The organism is Campylobacter sp. BCW_6877, from assembly GCF_001762445.1.
Classification (GTDB): domain Bacteria; phylum Campylobacterota; class Campylobacteria; order Campylobacterales; family Campylobacteraceae; genus Campylobacter_D; species Campylobacter_D jejuni.
Window position 1 is genome coordinate 67,622 of sequence record NZ_MJWW01000044.1, and the last position, 18,630, is coordinate 86,251.

Sequence of the window (18,630 nt, forward strand, 5' to 3'; positions counted from 1 at the left end):
ATCTAACATATTAGACTAAATAAAAAGTTAATTTATATAATATCTTAATGCTTAAATGAAATCTTTGCTGAAATTTTGTTATAATTTCAAGATTTTAGTTTTAGGTTGGTTTTATGGAAAATCTTATTAGCGGTGCGATTAAGTTTATGCAAGAAGACTTTAAGGAGCATGAAGAACTTTTTGAAAGTCTAAAAAATAAGCAAAATCCCCATACTCTTTTTATAGGTTGTTCTGATTCTAGAGTAATTCCAAATTTGATCACTAATACGGGTCCAGGTGAGCTTTTTGTAATACGAAATATTGCAAATATAGTTCCACCTTATCGCGTTGGAGAAGATTACTTGGCGACAACTTCAGCAATAGAGTATGCTTTAAATTCATTGCATATTAAAAATATCGTCGTTTGTGGCCATAGTAATTGTGGAGGTTGCAATGCTCTTTATTATTCTGATGAAGAATTAAATAAAATTCCTAACGTGAAAAAATGGCTTACTATGTTAGATCCGATAAAAAAAGATGTGATGATTTTTGCAAGAGACGATTTGGCTATGCGTTCATGGCTTACAGAAAAATTAAATTTAGTAAATTCTTTGCAAAATATACTTACTTATCCAGGCGTGCAAGAAGCTTTAGATGAAGGAAAAATAGAAGTACATGCTTGGTATTATATTATAGAGACAGGTGAAATTTATGAGTATGATTTTAAAGCAAAAATTTTTACTTTAATACAAGATAGGAAAGTTCAATGAAGAAAATTATTTTTAGTTTATGTTTTTTTATTTTATACCTTGGAGCACAAGAATTTAAATTTATTGATGCGAATATTAGTAAAGAAGATGAAGGAATTTATGCTTTAGTTGAAAAATATGTTGATCTTAACAATCAAATTAAAGAATTTAAGAAAAACAATGATGAAAATTCAAGCACTTTTAATGGTATTTTAAGTGAATTTGAAAAAGACAAAAAGACTATTTTAGCAAAAATACCCGATATGATAGTAGGACAAAAGATTAATGAAGAGGCAGTGGCTAGATTTTTAAAAGCAAAAGAAAAATTACTAGATGTTCAAAAAAAGAATATTAATAAGCCTTACATTTATACAGATGCCACTCTTAATCTAGTTTATTTTAACATTGTGGAAAGTTTTTATTCTTCTTTGTTTGAAGTGGAAAAACTTTTTAAAAATACAGCAAGTAGTGAAGATTTAATTGCTACTGTTGATAAGGCAATGGAAAATTTACAAAATTCTTCTAGTGTAAATTTAGATAGTTTTAAAAGCAAAATTACAAATCCAGAAGAATTGGAAAAAATTACCCTAAAAGAAAGATATATTGGTAACGCTCTAGATTCTTATTCTGAAATTCTTAAGTATTTACGATCAAATGCAGATTTGCTTGAAAGTAATTATATTTTTTCACTACTTGAGTTTCAAGTTTGGATAGATCGTATAAACGAGGCAATTGGGGTAGGTTTTATTAATATCGGAAAAATAGTAATTTCTGCTTTGGTTTTAGTATTTTTTATATCTTTAAGACGCTTTTTTGCAAATATAGTATATTTTTTCCTTGTTCGGCTTTTTTATAGAAATAAAAATGATGTAGATGATATTAAAGTTATTTTTATTGAGAATATTAAAAAACCAGTGAGTTTTTTTCTCATCGTTTATGCTATTTCGATTTGTCTTACTATAGCAACTTATCCTGCGCCTTTAAGCATTAATTTGAGTAATTTTTTCCACATAATTTATGCGGTTTTGATTGCATGGCTTATTTTAAAAATGCTTGATGGTTATGGAATGGTGCTAGTTTCTAAGCTTGCTCAAAAAAGTGGAAAAAAAGAAGTTGTAAATTTAATTATTAAAATTTTATATTTTGTTATTATTATCATAGCTTTATTATATATCCTTGCTCAGCTTGGTTTTAATATTTCAGCTATTATTGCATCTTTGGGAATTGGTGGTTTAGCTGTTGCTTTAGCAGCGAAAGATATAATTGCAAATTTCTTTGCTTCTATACTTTTACTTTTTGATAATAGTTTTAATCAAGGAGATTGGGTAGAGGTTTCAGGTATAGAAGGAACAGTAGTTGAAATAGGACTTAGAAAAACTACTATTAGAACTTTTGATAATTGTCTCGTATTTTTACCAAATTCAACTATTATGGGAGCTAATATCAAAAATTGGAGTAAAAGACGCATGGGTCGCCATGTTAGAATGTATTTGGGTGTTGGTTATGATGCTACTCCTGAAAAATTAGATCAATGTGTAAAAGATTTGAAAGAATTTTTGGATACAAGTGATTTGGTAGCTCACGATGAGGATAGTGCATTAAAATATGGTGATCATACGACAAAATATCGTCAAAATCTTGTATCTATTAACGATTTAGAAGGCTATAAAAATGCTTGTTATGTGGCTTTAAGCGAATTTGCAGATAGTAGTATTAATATAGAGCTTTATTTTTATACCAAAAAAATAGGCGCAAAAGATTTTAGGGAAGCTAGACAAAGCTTAATGCTTGAGTTTATGCGTATAATCGAAAAAAATGGCTTAACTTTTGCTTTCCCAAGTCGCAGTATTTATATAGAAAATTTACCACCTCTTGATTTGCAAGCAAAAGCTATAAAATAGCAAGATTTTATCTTGCTATTTTTTAAACCGGCATAACGCGTATATTTGGACTTAATTCTTCTTGTAAAATCGTTTCAATAGCATAAAGTGTCGCACCACTTCCACTAGAACAACCACTACAAGCACCAAGATAACGAATATAAACGTCAATTGCTGCACCTTCAGCCTTTTGTATATCAATCACTTCCAAATCTCCACCATCATTATGAAGCATAGGGCGAATTTCAGCATCTAAAACACTTTCAACTGCTTTTAATTGTCCTACTACGGTCATTTCATCAAAAGCCACATCACTTTTCATTGTATTTTTGAGTTTTTCTCTATCCATCTCGGCTCTGGTTTCAGCTAAAATATCTACAAGGTAATAATCTCTTTTTTCATGTCCGCCTGGTTTGATACAGGACTTGCAAAAAGCACCTGCTTTAGTATATTGTGTGATTTCTTCTACACTATGCAAATCATTAAGTTTAATCACTTCTTTAATGGTTCCAAGACTTACTCTAGCGCACTCACAAACTATAATTTGATCTTCAAAATCTTCAGGACTTATACCTTTATAATGAGCTGCTGCTTGTTTGATTACATCATAAGCCATAACCGAACAGTGCATTTTTTGAGGTGGAACAGCTGGAGTTTCTGGATTATCACGCATAGCAAATTCCACATCTAAATTTGTGATTTTTACTGCTTCATCTACAGTTTTTCCTATGCAAAGATCTACCATAGTATCACTACTTGCTATAGCTGTACCACAACCAAAACTTTTAAATTTTGCATCGATAATTTTATCAGTTTTTTCATCTACAAGCCAAAAAAGTCTTACTGCATCGCCACAACTTTCTGCGCCAAAATCAGCTACGATCAATTTTGCATTGCGTGCTTTAGCATCTTCTTCGCTAAATTCTCCCATATGTTGAGGATTATTCATTCTATCTTGAACTTTTTGTGAATACTCATCCCAAATGGATCCACCAATTAAACTATTTTTTCCCATTTTCCATCCTTATTTGTAATTATTTGGATTATAAGCATAAGTACAAGAAATTGCTCTTAATCTCTGTGTTGCATTTTTAATTTGTTTTGCTGCATAATCAATTTCTTCTTCAGTGTTAAAACGTGACAAAGAAAGTCTTAAAGCTGTATGCGCTAAATCATGCTCCGCACCGATAGCTTCCATAATAGGATTGCTTTCTAAAGCTTCACTTGCACAGGCTGATCCCGTACTTGCAGCTATACCATTTTTATTTAAATCCCAAAGCATTGCTTCGCCTTCAACACCTTTAATACTTGCTAAGATTGTATTAGGCACACGGTGTTCCCTTTTTCCAACCACTGTTGTATCAGGCAAGGCTAAAATTTGATCTTCTAGTTTATCTCTTAAACGGCGTATATGAGAATCTTCAAAATCAAGCATAGTATTTGCAATACGCAAAGCCTCGCCCATAGCTACTATATAAGGCACATTTAAAGTTCCACTTCTACGGCCACCCATGTGTTCTCCACCGTGTAAAAGTGGAGTAAGTTTAAGTCCTTTTTTTATAAAAAGTCCACCCACACCCTTTGGTCCATGAAATTTATGTGCCGAAAATGAAGCAAAATCAACTCCTACTTGAGTTAAATTAACCTTTATTTTACCTACTGCTTGAGTAGCATCTGTATGAAAAAGAGCACCAAATTCATGTGCAAGTTCCGCCATCGCTTTAATATCAAAAATCATACCTGTTTCATTATTTGCCCACATAACACTTACAAGTGCTGTTTTATCGCTAATCACTTTACGTAAATCTTCTACAGTAGAAACCCCTTCTTCATTTACAGGGAGTTCTATGACTTTTACTCCAAGACTTTTTAAAAAATAAGCAGCAGCAGTAACAGCAGGGTGTTCTACACTAGAAATAATCACTTCATTGCGTTCCTTATCTAAAATATGATCAAAATACACACCCTTAAGCACCCAGTTAATGCTTTCTGTTGCACAGGATGTTACAACTATATCATCTAAGTCATTTGCTCCAAGCCCTGCATAAAGTTTGTCCAAAGCTTCTCTTAAAGCAGGATGTGTTGTGCTTCCATATTGATGAAGGCTATTTGGATTTCCATACATATCCTTTAAAAAAGGTAGCATCAACTCATAAGCATTAGGATCAAGCATCGTCGTTGCATTGTTATCTAAATATACTTTCACTTTAAAATCCTTAATTTATCCTTAACTTTAATTAGGATATTTTTTATCTTTATTCGAAAACGGATAATAACAAAAATTTATAAAAATTAGGTTAAAAATTATAACAAAAATAAAATGTTAAAGTAAAATTTTAAAGTGAAATATTTTGTGAATTTTATATAGTAAAAATGAGAAATACTATTTCTTAAATTTTTCTTCGTAATACTTTACTATTTTTGAATCTTCTTTGACTGTATGATTAAAGATAAAATCTTGAACAACGAGATCTAGCTTTTCAATCATTATATTTACAAATTTAGCTTCACTGATGATAATTTCTTCAATTTCTAAGATAATTTTTCTGTGAATTCTTGTATGATGGTTGATATAAGGATATTCTATTTCTCTCATAAAGGCTTCTTCATCTGAAAAATGTCTATTGATCATTATCAACAACTCTCTTAAGACAATTTTTAATTCTTTTGTTTCAACATGACGTTGGCTCATTAAAGAGAGTTTTTTAGAAATTTCAAAAAGTTCTTTATGCTGATGATCTAAAAGATCATTATTCATTGAAATAATTTTTTCATTATAAATCATGGTTTTGAGTGCTTTTATATTTATATTTTTTCGGGAGCGAATTATAATGTTATTATACTTAAAATTTTATTAATTACTCATATAAAAATTATTATTATTGAAATATTTATAATTTATATATTTTTTATAAAAATTATTTTAAATCATCACAGACATATAAGAGTTTAGAATTTTATTTATATTTGCTTGTTTTTGGCGACGATCTAGAAAATTTTCTATAGAGCTAGAACGTAGTTGATTTACTTCTTCTAATCTTTGCGTGTCTTGACCTTGGTTTTGATATTGTTTTTTAATAGTATCAAAATCATTGCGATTTTGATCGATATAAATTTGAAATATTGAGCTTGAATTTGCAAATTCTCTTAAATCCATATCTTTTTGGTAGTTAATATATTGTTGAAAAAATACAGATAGTTTGTCTTGAGTACTTGTTTTTTTATCTATACCATTAACATAAAGATAAAGATCAAAACTCATCTTTTTTTCATTTTCTTTTTTAATGTAATCTTCTATATCCATTTCGCCTTTAAGAATTTTTTGTAAATTTTGATGAGAGCTCAGTTCTAGAGTGACAGGTTTCATAAAAAAGTTAAATTCTTTTTCATTTTGGGTTTTTATATCATGGTATATAAAATTCATTAAAAGACCAGATTTTGATACTTCTGCGTTTTTAGTTAAATAAGGTTTTAAAATTTCATTAGAAGAAGTATTCTCTATGGCTTTATTAAAATGAAAATTAGTTATTTTGTTATCTAACATTAAGGTATTTAAATTTGTAATATTGCTTAATGCTAAATCAATTTCTTCTTGATTGTTATAAATTCTTGAAATTTGGCCCAAAAATTCTCCATTATCTGTTGAAAAACCTGATGATAGTTTTGAAATAAAATCGCGACTTAAATAAGCATTATCATCTTGTAAAAATTCTGAATTTATAGATTTTAATGAACTATAATAGCTATTTAAAAGATAAGGTAGATCAATTTTATTATAATTTAAAATTTCATCTTGTTTCGCGAGTTCTTTTGCTATGCTTCTAACGCTTTTAATATTGATATCATAAGATTCTGGTATATTCGCAATTTTATTTAAATCTTTATCAAAAAAACCTTCTTTATTGATTCTAAATCCAAATTCACTAGCATAAGTGGTATTATTAAAAATATAACTTAATTGTTCTAAGCTATTTTCATTTCCTTCTTGTTCTAAAGCTTTGCTATCTTTAATCAAATTTAAAGCAGAGCTATTCTGTAAAGGATTAGATAAGGTTAAATTTTGATACGGATTTGCCGAATTTATAGTCATTTTAAATCTTTCCAAAATATTGCTGATTTTTTTATAAGCAAAAGGTGTGCCAAGTTTTTTTAAAAATTAAATTCAGTCAAAAATTAGAAAAAATTTGATAGTATTTAGATTTTCTTTTAATTTGAAAAATAAAAATTTATCTAAATAAGGAAAGCGTATGCCAAAGATGAAAAGCGTTAAAAGCGCAGTTAAACGCTTCAAAGTAGGTAAAAATAAAATCAAAAGAGGCTCAGCTTTTAGAAGTCATATTTTGACTAAAAAACCTGCAAAAAGAATGCGTGATCTTCGCACAGCTAAATATGTGCATAGCACAAATGTAAAAGCTGTTGAAAAAATGCTAGGAATTTAAGTTTTTGACTAAAAGTCATTCAAACTCCCCTTTTGAAATAAAATTTCAAGGGCAAGCTCCAAATTTGGACGCCACTTTATGAAAGGAAATAAAAATGGCAAGAGTAAAAACAGGTGTTGTTAGACGCCGTAGACATAAAAAAGTTTTAAAATTAGCGCGTGGTTTTTATAGTGGACGCCGCAAACATTTTAGAAAAGCAAAAGAACAATTAGAAAGAAGTCTAGTCTATGCTTATCGTGATAGACGCCGCAAAAAAAGAGACTTCCGTCGTCTTTGGATTGTGCGTATCAATGCTGCTTGTAGGCTTAATAATTTAAGTTATTCAAGATTTATCAATGGTCTCAAAAAAGCAGGCATTGAACTTGATAGAAAAATTCTGGCAGATTTAGCTATGAATGATGCTGCTGCTTTTGCAAAAATTGCAGAGGCTGCAAAAAAAGCACTTTAATTTTTTAGTGTAAGAATTTCAAGATTTTTGATTCTTGAAATTCTTATTTTTTTAATATTGATTTAATTTAGCTAGAACATCTTCATAACATTTGAGTTGATTTACATTTTTTTCAAAATCTTCGCTGACATTGCTTCTTTGTTCTAATTTATCTGAAATTTCTTTACCTGAATTTATAAGATTTGAAATGATTTTGGAAAATTCATTGGATTTATCCCTTATAAAATTCATTTCTTCAGTACTAGAATTGGAACTTTTTGCAATGGATTGTATGGTCTGAATAACTAATTTAATAGCTCCTTCCATTTCACCTAGACCCATTTGGGTATTTTCTGAAAGTTTTCTAACTTCATCAGCTACAACTGCAAATCCACGACCAAGTTTTCCAGCTCTAGCAGCTTCTATACCTGCATTTAAAGATAAAAGGCTAGTTTGTTCAGCAATCCCTGAAATAAGATCTAAAATACTATTTAATTGATCTATATTTTTCAAAGAAGATTGCACTTCTTTTTCTAAATTCATTTTTTCTTCGCTTTGGTAAAGGTTGTATTCTAAGTAGTTAGTGAAATTGGTAAAACTTTCACTAATAGTTGTAAGACTTCTTCTTATATTTTCAAGTTCTTCAAAAATTTCTTTAAATATACTTGTATTTTTATCAATTTCTGATGTATTTTGTTTGAGTTGATTTAAAATTATTTTATTAATCTCATTTGTCATTTCTAGTTTTTGAGCTCTTATATTAAGATAATAGTATTTAAAATCGCTGTATTTTTGTATGAAAGTTTTTAAATATCTAGGTTTGAAATCATTAAAATTTTCAACTTCATAAAAAAATATTGCCACTAAACTTTTTGCAATTCCCACTCCATAAATTTCCCCAAAACTAGAAAAACCAACTATAGGAAAATCATTAAAATGGATTTGATTTAAATGTTCTTTGTTGTGAAGTCTTCTTAAGATACAATCATTAAAAATTGCTCCTAGTGGTTTTGGTTTATTAAGAGAAAATTTTTCGTAATCTTTTTTTATGGCTTCAATAAAATTTGTTTTTTTAAGCAAGCTTAATTCTTGAGCGCTTTCTATATCACAATAACTAAATAATGTTTTATCTGGGTTGATTTCCATAGGGGAAATAAGATAGTCTTCTCCAATTTTTAAAGCAAAAGTATATTCTTGCATTTTATTTTTAAGTTCTTCAAAAGTACAGTTAAAATAATTGCATAAAGCTTCAACCGCGTTGATGGATTGAAAGGTTTTTTTATCAATAAATTCACGTACCGTCCTATCATATAAGCTTGCATCAAGTATGGTAAAGGTGATATTGCTTTGAGGATTAAAATTTTGAGACTTCATTAAATCAAAACGGTATTTAGGTTTAAATTGGACATGTATGCTTAAAGCTTGATTTTTTAATATTTCTCCATTATAAAATATAAATGTTCCGCTAAAGTCCATATTTCCACTAGATCCACCCCCTACTAAAGCACAAGGATAGGGGTTGTGTTTGTATAAAAGTTCTAAAAGAGAACTTTCGCTTTGACTTAAACCATCATAAATTAAATAATGCAAAGTATTTGTGTAGTGTGCTTCAAAAGGTATATTTATAGATAAAACTTCTTTTTCTATCAGTTTTTTTCTTTCTGTATAATCTTTTATATTGCTAAAAAGCTTGATTTTATTTGTGCAAAGATTTTCTATCATATCCTCACTAAAAAGCATCAAACTTATTCCTTGGATATTTTGTTTATAGGGACTGTTTTCAATGTTTGAGTTAGAATCAAGGTTGCATAATAAATCAGTAGCACTGCTTAAGATGATATCGCATTGCTCATTTATAGAATTTTGAATCTTATTTCCTATGATCGCTAGATTAAGTTGATATGATGCAAAGCCTATGATTAATTTTGGCTTGATATTTATTTTTTTTAATTTTTCTTCAAGTTCATTTTCTTGAAGATATAGAGCTTCTAAAACTTTTTTACTTTCTTCTTTTTTTGTTGAGCTTTTATTTTTAAAATTAAAAAACATCAATTTAACTCCATTAAAACTATTTTTAATTACTAGTTAACTAAATCAAAATACCATAAATTCAGTATTTATTTGTAATTTTATTATACCTTAAGTAATAAAAAAATGCAATAAGTAAATTAAATTTTAGATATAATTGTAAATCTATGAAGAACATTGAATATTAAATAAGGATGTATTAAATATGATCGGAGATATGAACGAGCTTTTATTAAAAAGCGTCGAAGTTTTGCCACCTTTGCCTGATACTGTAAGTAAGTTAAGAAAATATGTGAGCGAGGCTAATTCAAATATAGAAACCATGAAAGTTGCTGAAATAATTTCAAGTGATCCGTTGATGACGGCTAAGCTTTTGCAATTAGCAAATTCTCCTTATTACGGTTTTACAAGAGAAATTACAACCATAAATCAAGTGATTACTTTATTAGGCGTTGGTAATATCATCAATATAGTTACGGCTGATTCCATTAAAGATAGTTTTAAAATAGATGTTTCACCATATGGTTTGGATACTCAAGTTTTTTTAAGAAATTGCAACGAAGAGGCAACTTTTATCACAAATTGGCTCAATGATGAAGATAAAAAACTTTCTCATCTTTTAGTTCCTTGTGCAATGCTTTTAAGACTTGGCATTGTTATTTTTTCAAATTTTCTTATACAAAATCACAGAGAGAAAGAATTTTTAACTTTTTTAAATGAAACTAAAATTGAAAATATTGCTTTAGCGGAGAATGAATTTTTAGGTGTAGATCATATTTCTTTCTTGGGATTTTTATTGCATCGTTGGAATTTTGATGATGTTTTGATTGAAAGTATATGTTTTGTTCGCACTCCTCACGCTGCTCGCGAAGAAGTGAAAAAATCCGCTTATGCTCTAGCAATAACAGATCATCTTTTTGCTCCACATGATGGCTCTTCTCCATTTAACGCAAAAGCTGCAGTTGCTTTACTTGAAGAGGCAAAAACTCAAGGAATTAATTTTGATTTAAATAATCTTTTATCTAAGCTTCCTAGCAAAGCTAAGGAAAATTTAAACAAAGAAGATTAAAGAGCTCTTTTAGGGCTCTAAATTGTAGTGATGAAAAGTTTAATCTTGCCTCCTAATGAATTTTTAGATCACTATATTTTAAACGCTGAATTTCATCGTTTTGCTGGAATTTCAAAAAATGCTTATAAATTTTGGAAAAATGTAGAAATAGGTAGATATCAAGGAACAAGAATTATATTTTTACATAGAAATTGCATTTTAGAAAAACATCAGCAAGCTTTAAGGCAATGTAGTGATTTAAATGGTTTTGTATTGGCAAGTGCTTTTTGTTCTTTTACTGGATTAGCCCCGTCTCATTTAGTGGAAAAAAATAATTCTTCTATTTATAAACTTTTAGAGCTTAAGGAGATTTGTGGGATTAAATTTGTTAATCTAAAAAAATTTTATGATTTTTTAGGGCTAAATTATCATCAGCATATTTATATAGAAAAATGCCATTTTTTTAGTCCAGCCCCTTTTGAAAAGCGTATTAAAATCACTGAGAGTATGTGCGTTGGGTATTATTAAGATATAAATTACAAGCCCTGTGAAGACATTGCTTGTAATTTAAAGATGAAAATTTTGTATTTTAATCCATCTCATAAAAATCATCATCATTGTTATCATCATCGTATTCATAATCATCATCATCGTAATTATAATTTTTATGGTGATTTTGTGGATATTCTTCATCTTTGTTTTCATAATCATCGTAATTTAAATCTTCTTCATCTTCATAAGCCATTGTTTTCTCCTTAAATAAAAATACAAAGTTTATTTTATCTTAAATTTGTTTGGTTTTGCTATAATTTTTATAATTTTTTAAAAGGTGAATTTATGAAATTAAGTCATTTAGATGAAAAAAATCATCCTAAAATGGTAGATGTAAGCGATAAAAATATTACTTCAAGAATAGCCACAGCTAGTGGTATGATATATATGAGTCAAGAAGCTTTTGATGTAATTAAAAACAATACCGCAAAAAAAGGTCCTGTTCTTCAAACAGCTATTATTGCGGCTATAATAGGGGCTAAAAAAACAAGTGAAATTATTCCTATGTGCCATCCTTTAATGCTTTCTAAAGTTGAAACTGATATTGTGGAATTTGTTAAAGAATGTGCATTTAAGCTTATTGTAACAGTTAAGTGTGAAGGTAAAACAGGGGTTGAAATGGAAGCTTTAAGTGGGGTTAGTATAGGACTTTTAACTATATATGATATGATCAAGGCTGTAGATAAATCAATGAGGATTACGGATATAGTGCTTGAAAGCAAAGAAGGAGGCAAAAGTGGTAAATTTGTGCGATCTTAAAAAAGAACCTCAGATCAATTATCCTACTTTTTGGGATTATAAGGTGATTTTTGAGGTGCATGTTAGGGCAAGTGAAATTTTTCAAGAAATTTTAGGTCAAAGAGAATATAAATTTGAGTATTCGAATTCAAGTGCGAGTGGAAAATATCAAAGTTATTTATTAAATGTTTATGTTGATAGCAAAAAAGATCGTTTGGATATATTTGATAGATTAAAAGCTAAAGCAAAATTTGTACTTTAAGAAAGAAGGAAAAATGAAAAATACTTTAATTATTTTTGAAAATTCTTTATCAAATCTCGGTAAAGATGAAGCAAGTGATTTACTTGAAGACTTGAGTTTTAATCTTGCATATAAGCAAATTTCACATAATCCTCATGAAACAAAAAAAGTTTTGAATTCTCTTTTGGTTGAATTTTTAACTATTTTGAAAAAACTTAATTTTTGTGACGATGAAAATGTTTCAAAGGTTATTAAGGCTCTCGTAAAAGCAAGTGTCGCAGATGCTCAAAATTCGCTTTATGAGTATATTAGTGAAGCTGAATTATTAAACAAACAGATTGAAAATCAAAAGAATTTGATTAAAAATCAAATCAGTGATAATTTTTTTGAATTCGAGAGTATTTTACAAGAATGTTCTTTTTGTAATGAATTTAGCGGTGGTTTAAATGATGCTATTTTATTTGATATAGAAATGCTTGGAATTTTAAAAGAAACTGCTGAAAGTGCTTTTTTAACCACATTAGAAAAGGCTGAAGATATAGAACTTACAAGTAGCGAAATAGCTAAAAATCTCGTATATAATGCCATTTGTGAAGCTCATTTTGAAAAAGAAAGAATTTTACAAATTTCAAGTATTATTTTAAATACCGCTTTTGAAATAGCTAATGAATCTATGGCTTATGCAAAAGATCTTTGTTTAGGTGTGATTAAAGGCACAAGAGATGGTATTGTTTTAGCAATGGAAAAATTTAAAGCTTCATTAACTTATGCAAATTTTGAAGAAGATGTTAGTTTAAAAAGCAAAGAACTAATAGGTATAGAAGATGATTTTATTGCTCTTTTAAAAAAAGAGATTCAACTGCAAAATGATCCTTGTAGGAGTATAGTTGAGAATTTGCTAGAACATGAACTTGATAATCTTTTTGCTAAATTTAGACGTCTTGCGAGTGAAAGTAGAGAACAACTAATATTAGTTTTAAATGATATTAAGAGAAATCCAAAGATTAATGATTTTAACAAACTTACTCAAATAAAATTAAATCATTTTAAACAAGAAATTTTTGAATTAGAAAAAATTGCTAGTGAAAAATACAAAGATTTAAATTCCAAAAAAGCTAAAAAGCTCGGTGTAAGACTTTGGGAAAAAGCAAAAAAATTTGTCAAAAAATAATATCCCATTTTTTGGGATATTAAATATCTATTTCTATGCCTACAGGTGCGTGATCAGAGCCAAAAATATCATCTCTTATGAAAGCGTTTTTAAGTTTATCTTTTAAACCCTTTGAAATGAAAAAATAATCGATCCTCCAACCCACATTTCTTTCTCTTGCTTTCATTCTATAGCTCCACCACGAGTATTTTTCTTTGATTTCGCCATTAATTTCTCTAAAAGTATCTATAAAACCAAGTTTTAGCAAATCATCAATCCAAGCTCTTTCTATAGGTAAAAAACCTGAAGTATTGGCATTGGCTTTTGGATGGGTAAGATCGATTTCTTTATGAGCGGTATTAACATCACCACAAATGATAATTTCAAACCCATCTTTTAAAAGCTTATCTAAATACACTAAAAAATCTGCATAAAATTTCATCTTAAAATTTAAACGCTCTTCATCTTTTTGACCATTTGGAAAATAGATATTAAAAAGTGCGATATTTTTAAAGCGGTGTTCTAAAACCCTGCCTTCTTCATCATCAAAAAATTCACATTTTTTTACTTCGCTATCAAAATTACAAAGACTCATTACCCCAGAATATCCCGCTCTTTTAGCAGAATTAAAATACATGTGTTTAAAAGGATATTCATAAATTTTTTTAGGAAATTTATCTTCATGTGCTTTGATTTCTTGAAAACCTATAAAATCAATTTTTTCTTGTGCTATCCAATCAAGTGCATTTTTATCACAAATAGCCCTTAAGCCATTGACATTCCATGAAAGTAGTTTCATTATTTTCCTTAAAATTTTCATTAAAAGTGTAAATCATAGCATAAAAAGATTTAAAACTACAATCTATTTAAACAAATTTAATAGAATTAAAATCTTAAATTTGAAGGTGGGATTTATATGCTTAGATTAACTTGGTTTTGGTTTACTTTCTTAAATTCTTTAATGATTGCAATATTAAATTTTAATTTATTTGAGTTTGTGTATGAAAAAAACAATCAAAATTGGTTTATAACTTTTGTTTTCATTGTGGTCTATTTTGCACTAGTTCATGCAATTCTCTCTTTACTTTTTATGAAATTTTTTACTAAATTTTTCTCTATATTCTTTATAATATCATCTTTTTTAAGTGTTTACTTTATTAGTTTTTATGGGGTGCTTATAGACTCTGATATGATACAAAATGTTGTTCAAACAGATATTAAAGAAGTAAAAGATTTGTTAAATTTAAAATTAATTTTATTTATTGTTTTGGCTTTGTTGTTGGCTTTTTATGTTGTTAAAGTGAAAATTGATTATGGTAGTTTTAAATTTCATATAAAAATTAAAATTATCAATATAATATCAGGTTTGATTGTGGTTAGTGCAGTTTTAATCCCTTTAAGTAAAACTTTCATACCTTTTTTTAGAAACTATAATGAAATAAGAATGTATAATATTCCTTTTTATCAATTTTATGCCGTATATCGCTATTATGTTCGTTTTGTAAAAGTTAAACCAGAATTTAAAACTATAGCTAATGATGCTTATAGAGAAAATAACCACACTAAAAAACTTCTAGTTTTGGTAGTGGGGGAAACTGCTAGAGCGGCAAATTATTCTTTGGGTGGATATGCTAAAAATGATACCAATTTCTACACTAAAAAAGATAGTGTAATCTTTTTTGATAATTTTTCATCATGCGGAACAGCAACAGCGGTAAGTTTACCTTGTATGTTTTCTATATCCAAGCGTAGAGATTATTCGAGTTCAGAATTTCAAGAAAATGTTATGGATATACTTTATAAAACAGGTGTAGATGTTACATGGTTTGATAATAATTCTGGTGGTTGTAAAGGAGTTTGTGATAGATTAGCTTATAAACAAAAGCTTTCTAGTGATTTGGATGAAAATTTACTCGTCCCTTTTAAAGAAAAATTAAATCATTTGAGTGATCAAAATATAATAGTTCTTCATTTGCAAGGTTCTCATGGGCCAACTTATTATAAACGCTATCCAAATGAGTTTAAAAAATTTACTCCAACTTGTGATACCAATGAACTTTCAAAATGTGATAGTAAGGCTTTAATCAATACTTATGACAATACTTTACTTTACACAGACTATCTTTTAAGTGAGATTATAAAACTATTAAAAGAACAAAAAGATTATGAAAGTTCTTTGTTCTATCTTTCAGATCATGGTGAAAGTTTGGGCGAAAATGATATTTATCTTCATGGTATGCCTTATGCTATAGCGCCAAGTTATCAAACTCATATTCCTGCTATTTTTTGGAGCAATGATGAAAAATTAATGAATTTAGCTAAAGAACATAAAGGTTTAAAACTTTCTCAAGATAATCTTTTTAGCACTCTTTTAGGATATTTTGATGTAAAAACAAGTGTTTATGAACCAGAATATGATTTATTAAATCCTAAACTTAAGGCAAATCCATGAAGCCTAAATATCATTTTTTAAATAACGCAAGATATGCTTTAGAAGGGATTTTTACTTTATTTAAAAATGAAATGGCGTTTAGAATTGAACTTTGCATTATTATCCCTGCGATAGTTTTTAGTTTTTTCTTAAAAGTTAGTTTTTTGGAACATTTGTTATTGGTAAGTGTTTTAATGCTTATCTTAATTATAGAAGCTTTAAATTCGGCTATTGAAGCTTGTGTTGATTTAGTTACTAATGAATGGCACGAAAAGGCAAAAATCGCTAAAGATTGTGCGAGTGCGGCAGTGTTTTTTAGCGTGCTTTTAGCTCTTTTTGTTTGGGGCTTTATTTTATATAATATTTACTTATGAAATTTGAAAATTTAATACGAGAAATTTTAGGAAAAAAGCGTTTTGAATTGTTAAAATTTTTATGTGAAAATGCCGATGAAAATGGTTTTATTATGATTAAAATTAGTGAGCTTGAAGAAAAATTACATCAAAGCAAACCCACTATCATTGCTACTTTTAAATTTTTAGAAGAAAAAAAGCTTTTTAAGCGCCTTAAGAATGGATTTTATCAGCTAAATATAGGAGATAAAAATGATACTTAAAAATCCTTTAGATATGCATTTGCATTTAAGAGATAATCAAATGTTAGAACTTATCGCACCTTTTAGTGCAAGAGATTTTTGTGCAGCTGTGATTATGCCAAATTTAATCCCTCCGCTTTGCAATTTAGAAGATCTAAAAGCTTATAAAATGCGTATCCTTAAGGCTTGTAAAGATGAAAATTTCACTCCTTTAATGACGCTTTTTTTTAAAAATTATGATGAGAAATTTCTTCAAATTGCCAAAGATGAAATTTTTGGCATTAAGCTTTATCCAGCAGGAATTACAACAAATTCAAATGGTGGAGTTTCAAGTTTTGATATAGAGTATTTAAAACCTACTTTAGAGGCTATGAGTGATTTAAATATTCCTTTGCTAGTGCATGGTGAAACAAATGATTTTGTAATGGACAGGGAAAGTAATTTTGCTAAAATTTATGAAAAATTAGCCAAACATTTTCCACGACTTAAGATTGTTATGGAGCATATTACCACTAAAACTTTATGTGAACTTTTAAAAGATTATGAAAATTTATATGCGACAATCACTTTACATCATTTAATCATCACTTTAGATGATGTTATCGGAGGTAAAATGAATCCTCATCTTTTTTGTAAGCCTATAGCCAAGCGTTACGAAGATAAAGAAGCACTTTGTGAGCTTGCCTTTAGTGGTTATGAAAAAGTTATGTTTGGAAGTGATAGCGCGCCTCATCCATTGCACACTAAAGAATGTTACGGTTGTGCCGCAGGTGTATTTAGCGCCCCAGTGATTTTACCTGTATTAGTTGAACTTTTTGAAAAACATTCAAATGAAACAAATTTACAAAAATTTATTTCGGATAATGCTTGTAAAATCCATAATCTTAAATTTGAAAATGACAAAATTATCACTTTAGAAAAACAAGAATGGCAAGTGCCAAATGTTTATGAAGATAAATACAATCAAGTTGTGCCTTATATGGCTGGAGAAATTTTAAAATTTCAATTAAAACATTGATTTCCACCTTTAAGATGGAAAATTTAAGCTTTATTTACAAGAGTATCTCTGATATCTATAACAAGATAGATCACAAAGAAGCTTAAAAATAAAGCAATAAAACTGACTATCAGTGACAATAAACCAGCTAGAAATCCAATACTAAACATCATAAAAAGAGAATAAAGCAAAGCTACAACAAAACTTATTGCTGCAATTGCATCAAGAATCAAGCGTCCAAATTTGATGATTAAATTTTTAACCATTAAAAACTCCTTTAAAATAATCGGTGAAATTGTAATAAATATAAGCTTAATGTTTTTATAAGTTATTTATAATTAAAAGTTTTATTTTAGATTCTATAGTTTCAATAATATCATTTTCAACAAAAGAACTTACAGTTTCTTTAGAAGCTGTGATTTTGTTCATACTTAAATGCCATAGAGCATTTTCTATAGCCTCTTCTTTCGTTCTTTGAACTTTGCGTGTTTCATCAAAAACAATCTTATGAAAAAATATATTTTTTTCTAGCAAATAACTTTCTAAATCTTTTTTACAAAAACCTTTGAATTCGGTATTAAAATATTTAAAAATCGGATCTAAAAAATCACTTTTTCTATAATCAGCCCAACCAAGATAAATTTTTATTTTAGCTAGATTTAAGAAATTTACATAATCTTTTTCATTTTGTAAAGCAGGAGACATGCTTAAAAATGCAAGATCAAATTTAGCATTAGGATTGTTTTGCATCCAAGTTTCAAAGCTCAAATTTTCGCATTTTATATTGTTAAGATTTAGTTTTTTAGCATCTTCTTGTAAAATTTCAAGCATAGCATTTGCACTATCTAGAGCTAAAATTTCTTTAGCTTCTTTAGCTAAGTGTAAAGTCCAAACTCCAGTTCCACATCCTATATCTATAATGCTTTTATTTTGAAAAGAAATCTTTAAATTTTGGAAATATTCAAAAGTTTGCTTTTGTATCGTATTTAAAGTGTTTTGATATCTTGTGTAAGTTTTGGCTTTTTTATCCCATAAATTCATATATTTTCCTTGATAAAATATATAAAATCATAGCATAAATTTTTAAAATTCAAGCCCTTTTTTTGGGCTTGAATGACTAATTAAAACCTCTTCTTCTTAACATCTTCTAAGATATTATTAGCTATATCACTTACTGTACTAGAAATAATAGCTGATTCATTAGCAATTTCAACATTATCTTTAGTAGTTTGATCAATTTGTGCTACGCTATCATTGATTTGAGTAATACCTGCAGTTTGTTCTTTAATACTTTCTGCCATATCATTGATAGATTGAACAAGTAAATTAGTATTAGCTTCTATTTCAGATAAAGACTTTTGAGTTCTCTCAGCTAG

General features: G+C 28.4%; 22 protein-coding genes and 1 pseudogene. 13 read left to right on the forward strand and 10 right to left on the reverse strand.

What is annotated here, in order from left to right:
• Positions 1-113 precede the first annotated feature (113 nt).
• Together AJ936_RS06605 and AJ936_RS06610 are read left to right on the forward strand one after the other, a co-directional pair.
• Positions 114-749, forward strand: a complete 636-nt coding sequence (locus tag AJ936_RS06605; RefSeq protein ID WP_002851887.1) for a carbonic anhydrase — start codon at positions 114-116, stop codon at positions 747-749.
• On the forward strand, positions 746-2,629 hold the full coding sequence (locus tag AJ936_RS06610; RefSeq protein WP_070274225.1) for a mechanosensitive ion channel family protein: 1,884 nt from the start codon (positions 746-748) through the stop codon (positions 2,627-2,629). Before AJ936_RS06605 ends, AJ936_RS06610 begins: the two co-directional genes overlap by 4 nt.
• A gap of 22 nt (positions 2,630-2,651) precedes the next feature.
• On the opposite strand, the gene AJ936_RS06615 is transcribed toward AJ936_RS06610, so the two are convergent.
• The 4 genes from AJ936_RS06615 to AJ936_RS06630 all read right to left on the reverse strand — a co-directional run bounded on the left by AJ936_RS06615 (position 2,652) and on the right by AJ936_RS06630 (position 6,698).
• The gene (locus tag AJ936_RS06615; protein WP_002861028.1) at positions 2,652-3,623 is read right to left on the reverse strand and encodes an iron-sulfur cluster assembly scaffold protein NifU; all 972 of its coding nucleotides are present in this window, start codon (positions 3,621-3,623) and stop codon (positions 2,652-2,654) included.
• A gap of 9 nt (positions 3,624-3,632) precedes the next feature.
• Entirely contained in the window at positions 3,633-4,814 is a 1,182-nt protein-coding gene (locus AJ936_RS06620; RefSeq protein ID WP_002870653.1) for a NifS family cysteine desulfurase, read from the reverse strand.
• 177 nt (positions 4,815-4,991) lie between these two features.
• Positions 4,992-5,393 carry a hemerythrin domain-containing protein gene (locus tag AJ936_RS06625; protein WP_002870652.1) on the reverse strand — a complete coding sequence of 134 codons (402 nt, stop codon included), beginning with the start codon at positions 5,391-5,393 and terminating at the stop codon, positions 4,992-4,994.
• A gap of 138 nt (positions 5,394-5,531) precedes the next feature.
• Entirely contained in the window at positions 5,532-6,698 is a 1,167-nt protein-coding gene (locus AJ936_RS06630; protein WP_070274226.1) for a hypothetical protein, read from the reverse strand.
• Positions 6,699-6,855: 157 nt separating this feature from the next.
• Between AJ936_RS06630 and rpmI the strand changes: the two genes are divergently transcribed.
• Both rpmI and rplT read left to right on the forward strand, forming a co-directional pair.
• Positions 6,856-7,047, forward strand: coding sequence for a 50S ribosomal protein L35 (gene rpmI / locus AJ936_RS06635; protein WP_002777995.1), 192 nt, complete (start codon positions 6,856-6,858; stop codon positions 7,045-7,047).
• A gap of 94 nt (positions 7,048-7,141) precedes the next feature.
• Positions 7,142-7,495, forward strand: a complete 354-nt coding sequence (gene rplT / locus AJ936_RS06640) for a 50S ribosomal protein L20 (protein ID WP_002880898.1) — start codon at positions 7,142-7,144, stop codon at positions 7,493-7,495.
• A 51-nt stretch (positions 7,496-7,546) separates the two neighbouring features.
• Here rplT and AJ936_RS10775 read toward each other — a convergent pair whose 3' ends face one another.
• The gene (locus AJ936_RS10775; RefSeq protein WP_002880897.1) at positions 7,547-9,523 is read right to left on the reverse strand and encodes a methyl-accepting chemotaxis protein; all 1,977 of its coding nucleotides are present in this window, start codon (positions 9,521-9,523) and stop codon (positions 7,547-7,549) included.
• A gap of 184 nt (positions 9,524-9,707) precedes the next feature.
• On the opposite strand from AJ936_RS10775, the gene cheP reads away from it, so the two are divergent.
• Both cheP and cheQ read left to right on the forward strand, forming a co-directional pair.
• Positions 9,708-10,571, forward strand: coding sequence for a cheVAW transcriptional regulator CheP (gene cheP / locus AJ936_RS06655; RefSeq protein WP_002880896.1), 864 nt, complete (start codon positions 9,708-9,710; stop codon positions 10,569-10,571).
• A gap of 27 nt (positions 10,572-10,598) precedes the next feature.
• Complete coding sequence (cheQ, locus tag AJ936_RS06660) at positions 10,599-11,078, forward strand: cheVAW transcriptional regulator CheQ (RefSeq protein ID WP_079264411.1); 480 nt, start codon at positions 10,599-10,601, stop codon at positions 11,076-11,078.
• A 61-nt stretch (positions 11,079-11,139) separates the two neighbouring features.
• Here cheQ and AJ936_RS06665 read toward each other — a convergent pair whose 3' ends face one another.
• A complete protein-coding gene (locus tag AJ936_RS06665; protein ID WP_070274227.1) occupies positions 11,140-11,295 on the reverse strand; it encodes a highly acidic protein in 156 nt (51 codons plus the stop codon).
• 92 nt (positions 11,296-11,387) lie between these two features.
• Here AJ936_RS06665 and moaC point away from each other — a divergent pair, with 92 nt between their 5' ends.
• The 3 genes from moaC to AJ936_RS06680 are packed head-to-tail and all read left to right on the forward strand — an operon-like array spanning position 11,388 to position 13,252.
• Complete coding sequence (gene moaC / locus AJ936_RS06670) at positions 11,388-11,861, forward strand: cyclic pyranopterin monophosphate synthase MoaC (protein WP_070210160.1); 474 nt, start codon at positions 11,388-11,390, stop codon at positions 11,859-11,861.
• Entirely contained in the window at positions 11,839-12,102 is a 264-nt protein-coding gene (locus AJ936_RS06675) for a DUF493 domain-containing protein (RefSeq protein WP_053872749.1), read from the forward strand. Before moaC ends, AJ936_RS06675 begins: the two co-directional genes overlap by 23 nt.
• Positions 12,092-13,252, forward strand: a complete 1,161-nt coding sequence (locus AJ936_RS06680; RefSeq protein ID WP_079860920.1) for a hypothetical protein — start codon at positions 12,092-12,094, stop codon at positions 13,250-13,252. The genes AJ936_RS06675 and AJ936_RS06680 overlap by 11 nt, the downstream gene beginning before the upstream one ends.
• A gap of 19 nt (positions 13,253-13,271) precedes the next feature.
• On the opposite strand, the gene AJ936_RS06685 is transcribed toward AJ936_RS06680, so the two are convergent.
• Positions 13,272-14,030 carry an exodeoxyribonuclease III gene (locus AJ936_RS06685; RefSeq protein WP_002869154.1) on the reverse strand — a complete coding sequence of 253 codons (759 nt, stop codon included), beginning with the start codon at positions 14,028-14,030 and terminating at the stop codon, positions 13,272-13,274.
• Between the two features lie 117 nt (positions 14,031-14,147).
• On the opposite strand from AJ936_RS06685, the gene eptC reads away from it, so the two are divergent.
• From eptC to pyrC, 4 genes are read left to right on the forward strand one after another with little or no spacing between them, the layout of a single operon-like run.
• Positions 14,148-15,683, forward strand: coding sequence for a lipid A/FlgG phosphoethanolamine transferase EptC (gene eptC / locus AJ936_RS06690; protein WP_053872856.1), 1,536 nt, complete (start codon positions 14,148-14,150; stop codon positions 15,681-15,683).
• Positions 15,680-16,036: a diacylglycerol kinase gene (locus AJ936_RS06695; protein ID WP_002861042.1), complete on the forward strand. Its 357-nt coding sequence runs from the start codon at positions 15,680-15,682 to the stop codon at positions 16,034-16,036. The genes eptC and AJ936_RS06695 overlap by 4 nt, the downstream gene beginning before the upstream one ends.
• On the forward strand, positions 16,033-16,278 hold the full coding sequence (locus tag AJ936_RS06700; RefSeq protein ID WP_002861043.1) for a replication/maintenance protein RepL: 246 nt from the start codon (positions 16,033-16,035) through the stop codon (positions 16,276-16,278). Before AJ936_RS06695 ends, AJ936_RS06700 begins: the two co-directional genes overlap by 4 nt.
• Positions 16,268-17,275, forward strand: a complete 1,008-nt coding sequence (gene pyrC / locus AJ936_RS06705; protein WP_053872855.1) for a dihydroorotase — start codon at positions 16,268-16,270, stop codon at positions 17,273-17,275. Before AJ936_RS06700 ends, pyrC begins: the two co-directional genes overlap by 11 nt.
• 30 nt (positions 17,276-17,305) lie before the next feature.
• On the opposite strand, the pseudogene AJ936_RS06710 reads toward pyrC, so the two are convergent.
• The 3 genes and pseudogenes from AJ936_RS06710 to AJ936_RS06720 all read right to left on the reverse strand — a co-directional run.
• Positions 17,306-17,520 (reverse strand): annotated as a pseudogene (locus AJ936_RS06710) (hypothetical protein).
• Between the two features lie 55 nt (positions 17,521-17,575).
• Positions 17,576-18,295 (reverse strand): class I SAM-dependent methyltransferase, encoded by a 720-nt coding sequence (locus tag AJ936_RS06715; protein WP_070274229.1) that lies wholly within the window; start codon positions 18,293-18,295, stop codon positions 17,576-17,578.
• A gap of 80 nt (positions 18,296-18,375) precedes the next feature.
• Positions 18,376-18,630, reverse strand: a 255-nt coding sequence (locus AJ936_RS06720) for a methyl-accepting chemotaxis protein (RefSeq protein WP_032600453.1), incomplete at its 5' end; no start/stop codon positions are given.

Excerpts from the sequence above, each read along its gene's own strand:
- AJ936_RS06605 (WP_002851887.1), top strand. The coding sequence starts at position 114 with ATGGAAAATCTTATTAGCGGTGCGATTAAGTTTATGCAAGAAGACTTT.
- AJ936_RS06610 (WP_070274225.1), top strand. The coding sequence starts at position 746 with ATGAAGAAAATTATTTTTAGTTTATGTTTTTTTATTTTATACCTTGGA.
- AJ936_RS06615 (WP_002861028.1), bottom strand. The coding sequence starts at position 3,623 with ATGGGAAAAAATAGTTTAATTGGTGGATCCATTTGGGATGAGTATTCA.
- AJ936_RS06625 (WP_002870652.1), bottom strand. The coding sequence starts at position 5,393 with ATGATTTATAATGAAAAAATTATTTCAATGAATAATGATCTTTTAGAT.
- AJ936_RS06630 (WP_070274226.1), bottom strand. The coding sequence starts at position 6,698 with ATGACTATAAATTCGGCAAATCCGTATCAAAATTTAACCTTATCTAAT.
- rpmI (WP_002777995.1), top strand. The coding sequence starts at position 6,856 with ATGCCAAAGATGAAAAGCGTTAAAAGCGCAGTTAAACGCTTCAAAGTA.
- rplT (WP_002880898.1), top strand. The coding sequence starts at position 7,142 with ATGGCAAGAGTAAAAACAGGTGTTGTTAGACGCCGTAGACATAAAAAA.
- AJ936_RS10775 (WP_002880897.1), bottom strand. The coding sequence starts at position 9,523 with ATGTTTTTTAATTTTAAAAATAAAAGCTCAACAAAAAAAGAAGAAAGT.
- cheP (WP_002880896.1), top strand. The coding sequence starts at position 9,708 with ATGATCGGAGATATGAACGAGCTTTTATTAAAAAGCGTCGAAGTTTTG.
- AJ936_RS06665 (WP_070274227.1), bottom strand. The coding sequence starts at position 11,295 with ATGGCTTATGAAGATGAAGAAGATTTAAATTACGATGATTATGAAAAC.
- moaC (WP_070210160.1), top strand. The coding sequence starts at position 11,388 with ATGAAATTAAGTCATTTAGATGAAAAAAATCATCCTAAAATGGTAGAT.
- AJ936_RS06685 (WP_002869154.1), bottom strand. The coding sequence starts at position 14,030 with ATGAAACTACTTTCATGGAATGTCAATGGCTTAAGGGCTATTTGTGAT.
- eptC (WP_053872856.1), top strand. The coding sequence starts at position 14,148 with ATGCTTAGATTAACTTGGTTTTGGTTTACTTTCTTAAATTCTTTAATG.
- AJ936_RS06695 (WP_002861042.1), top strand. The coding sequence starts at position 15,680 with ATGAAGCCTAAATATCATTTTTTAAATAACGCAAGATATGCTTTAGAA.
- AJ936_RS06700 (WP_002861043.1), top strand. The coding sequence starts at position 16,033 with ATGAAATTTGAAAATTTAATACGAGAAATTTTAGGAAAAAAGCGTTTT.
- pyrC (WP_053872855.1), top strand. The coding sequence starts at position 16,268 with ATGATACTTAAAAATCCTTTAGATATGCATTTGCATTTAAGAGATAAT.
- AJ936_RS06715 (WP_070274229.1), bottom strand. The coding sequence starts at position 18,295 with ATGAATTTATGGGATAAAAAAGCCAAAACTTACACAAGATATCAAAAC.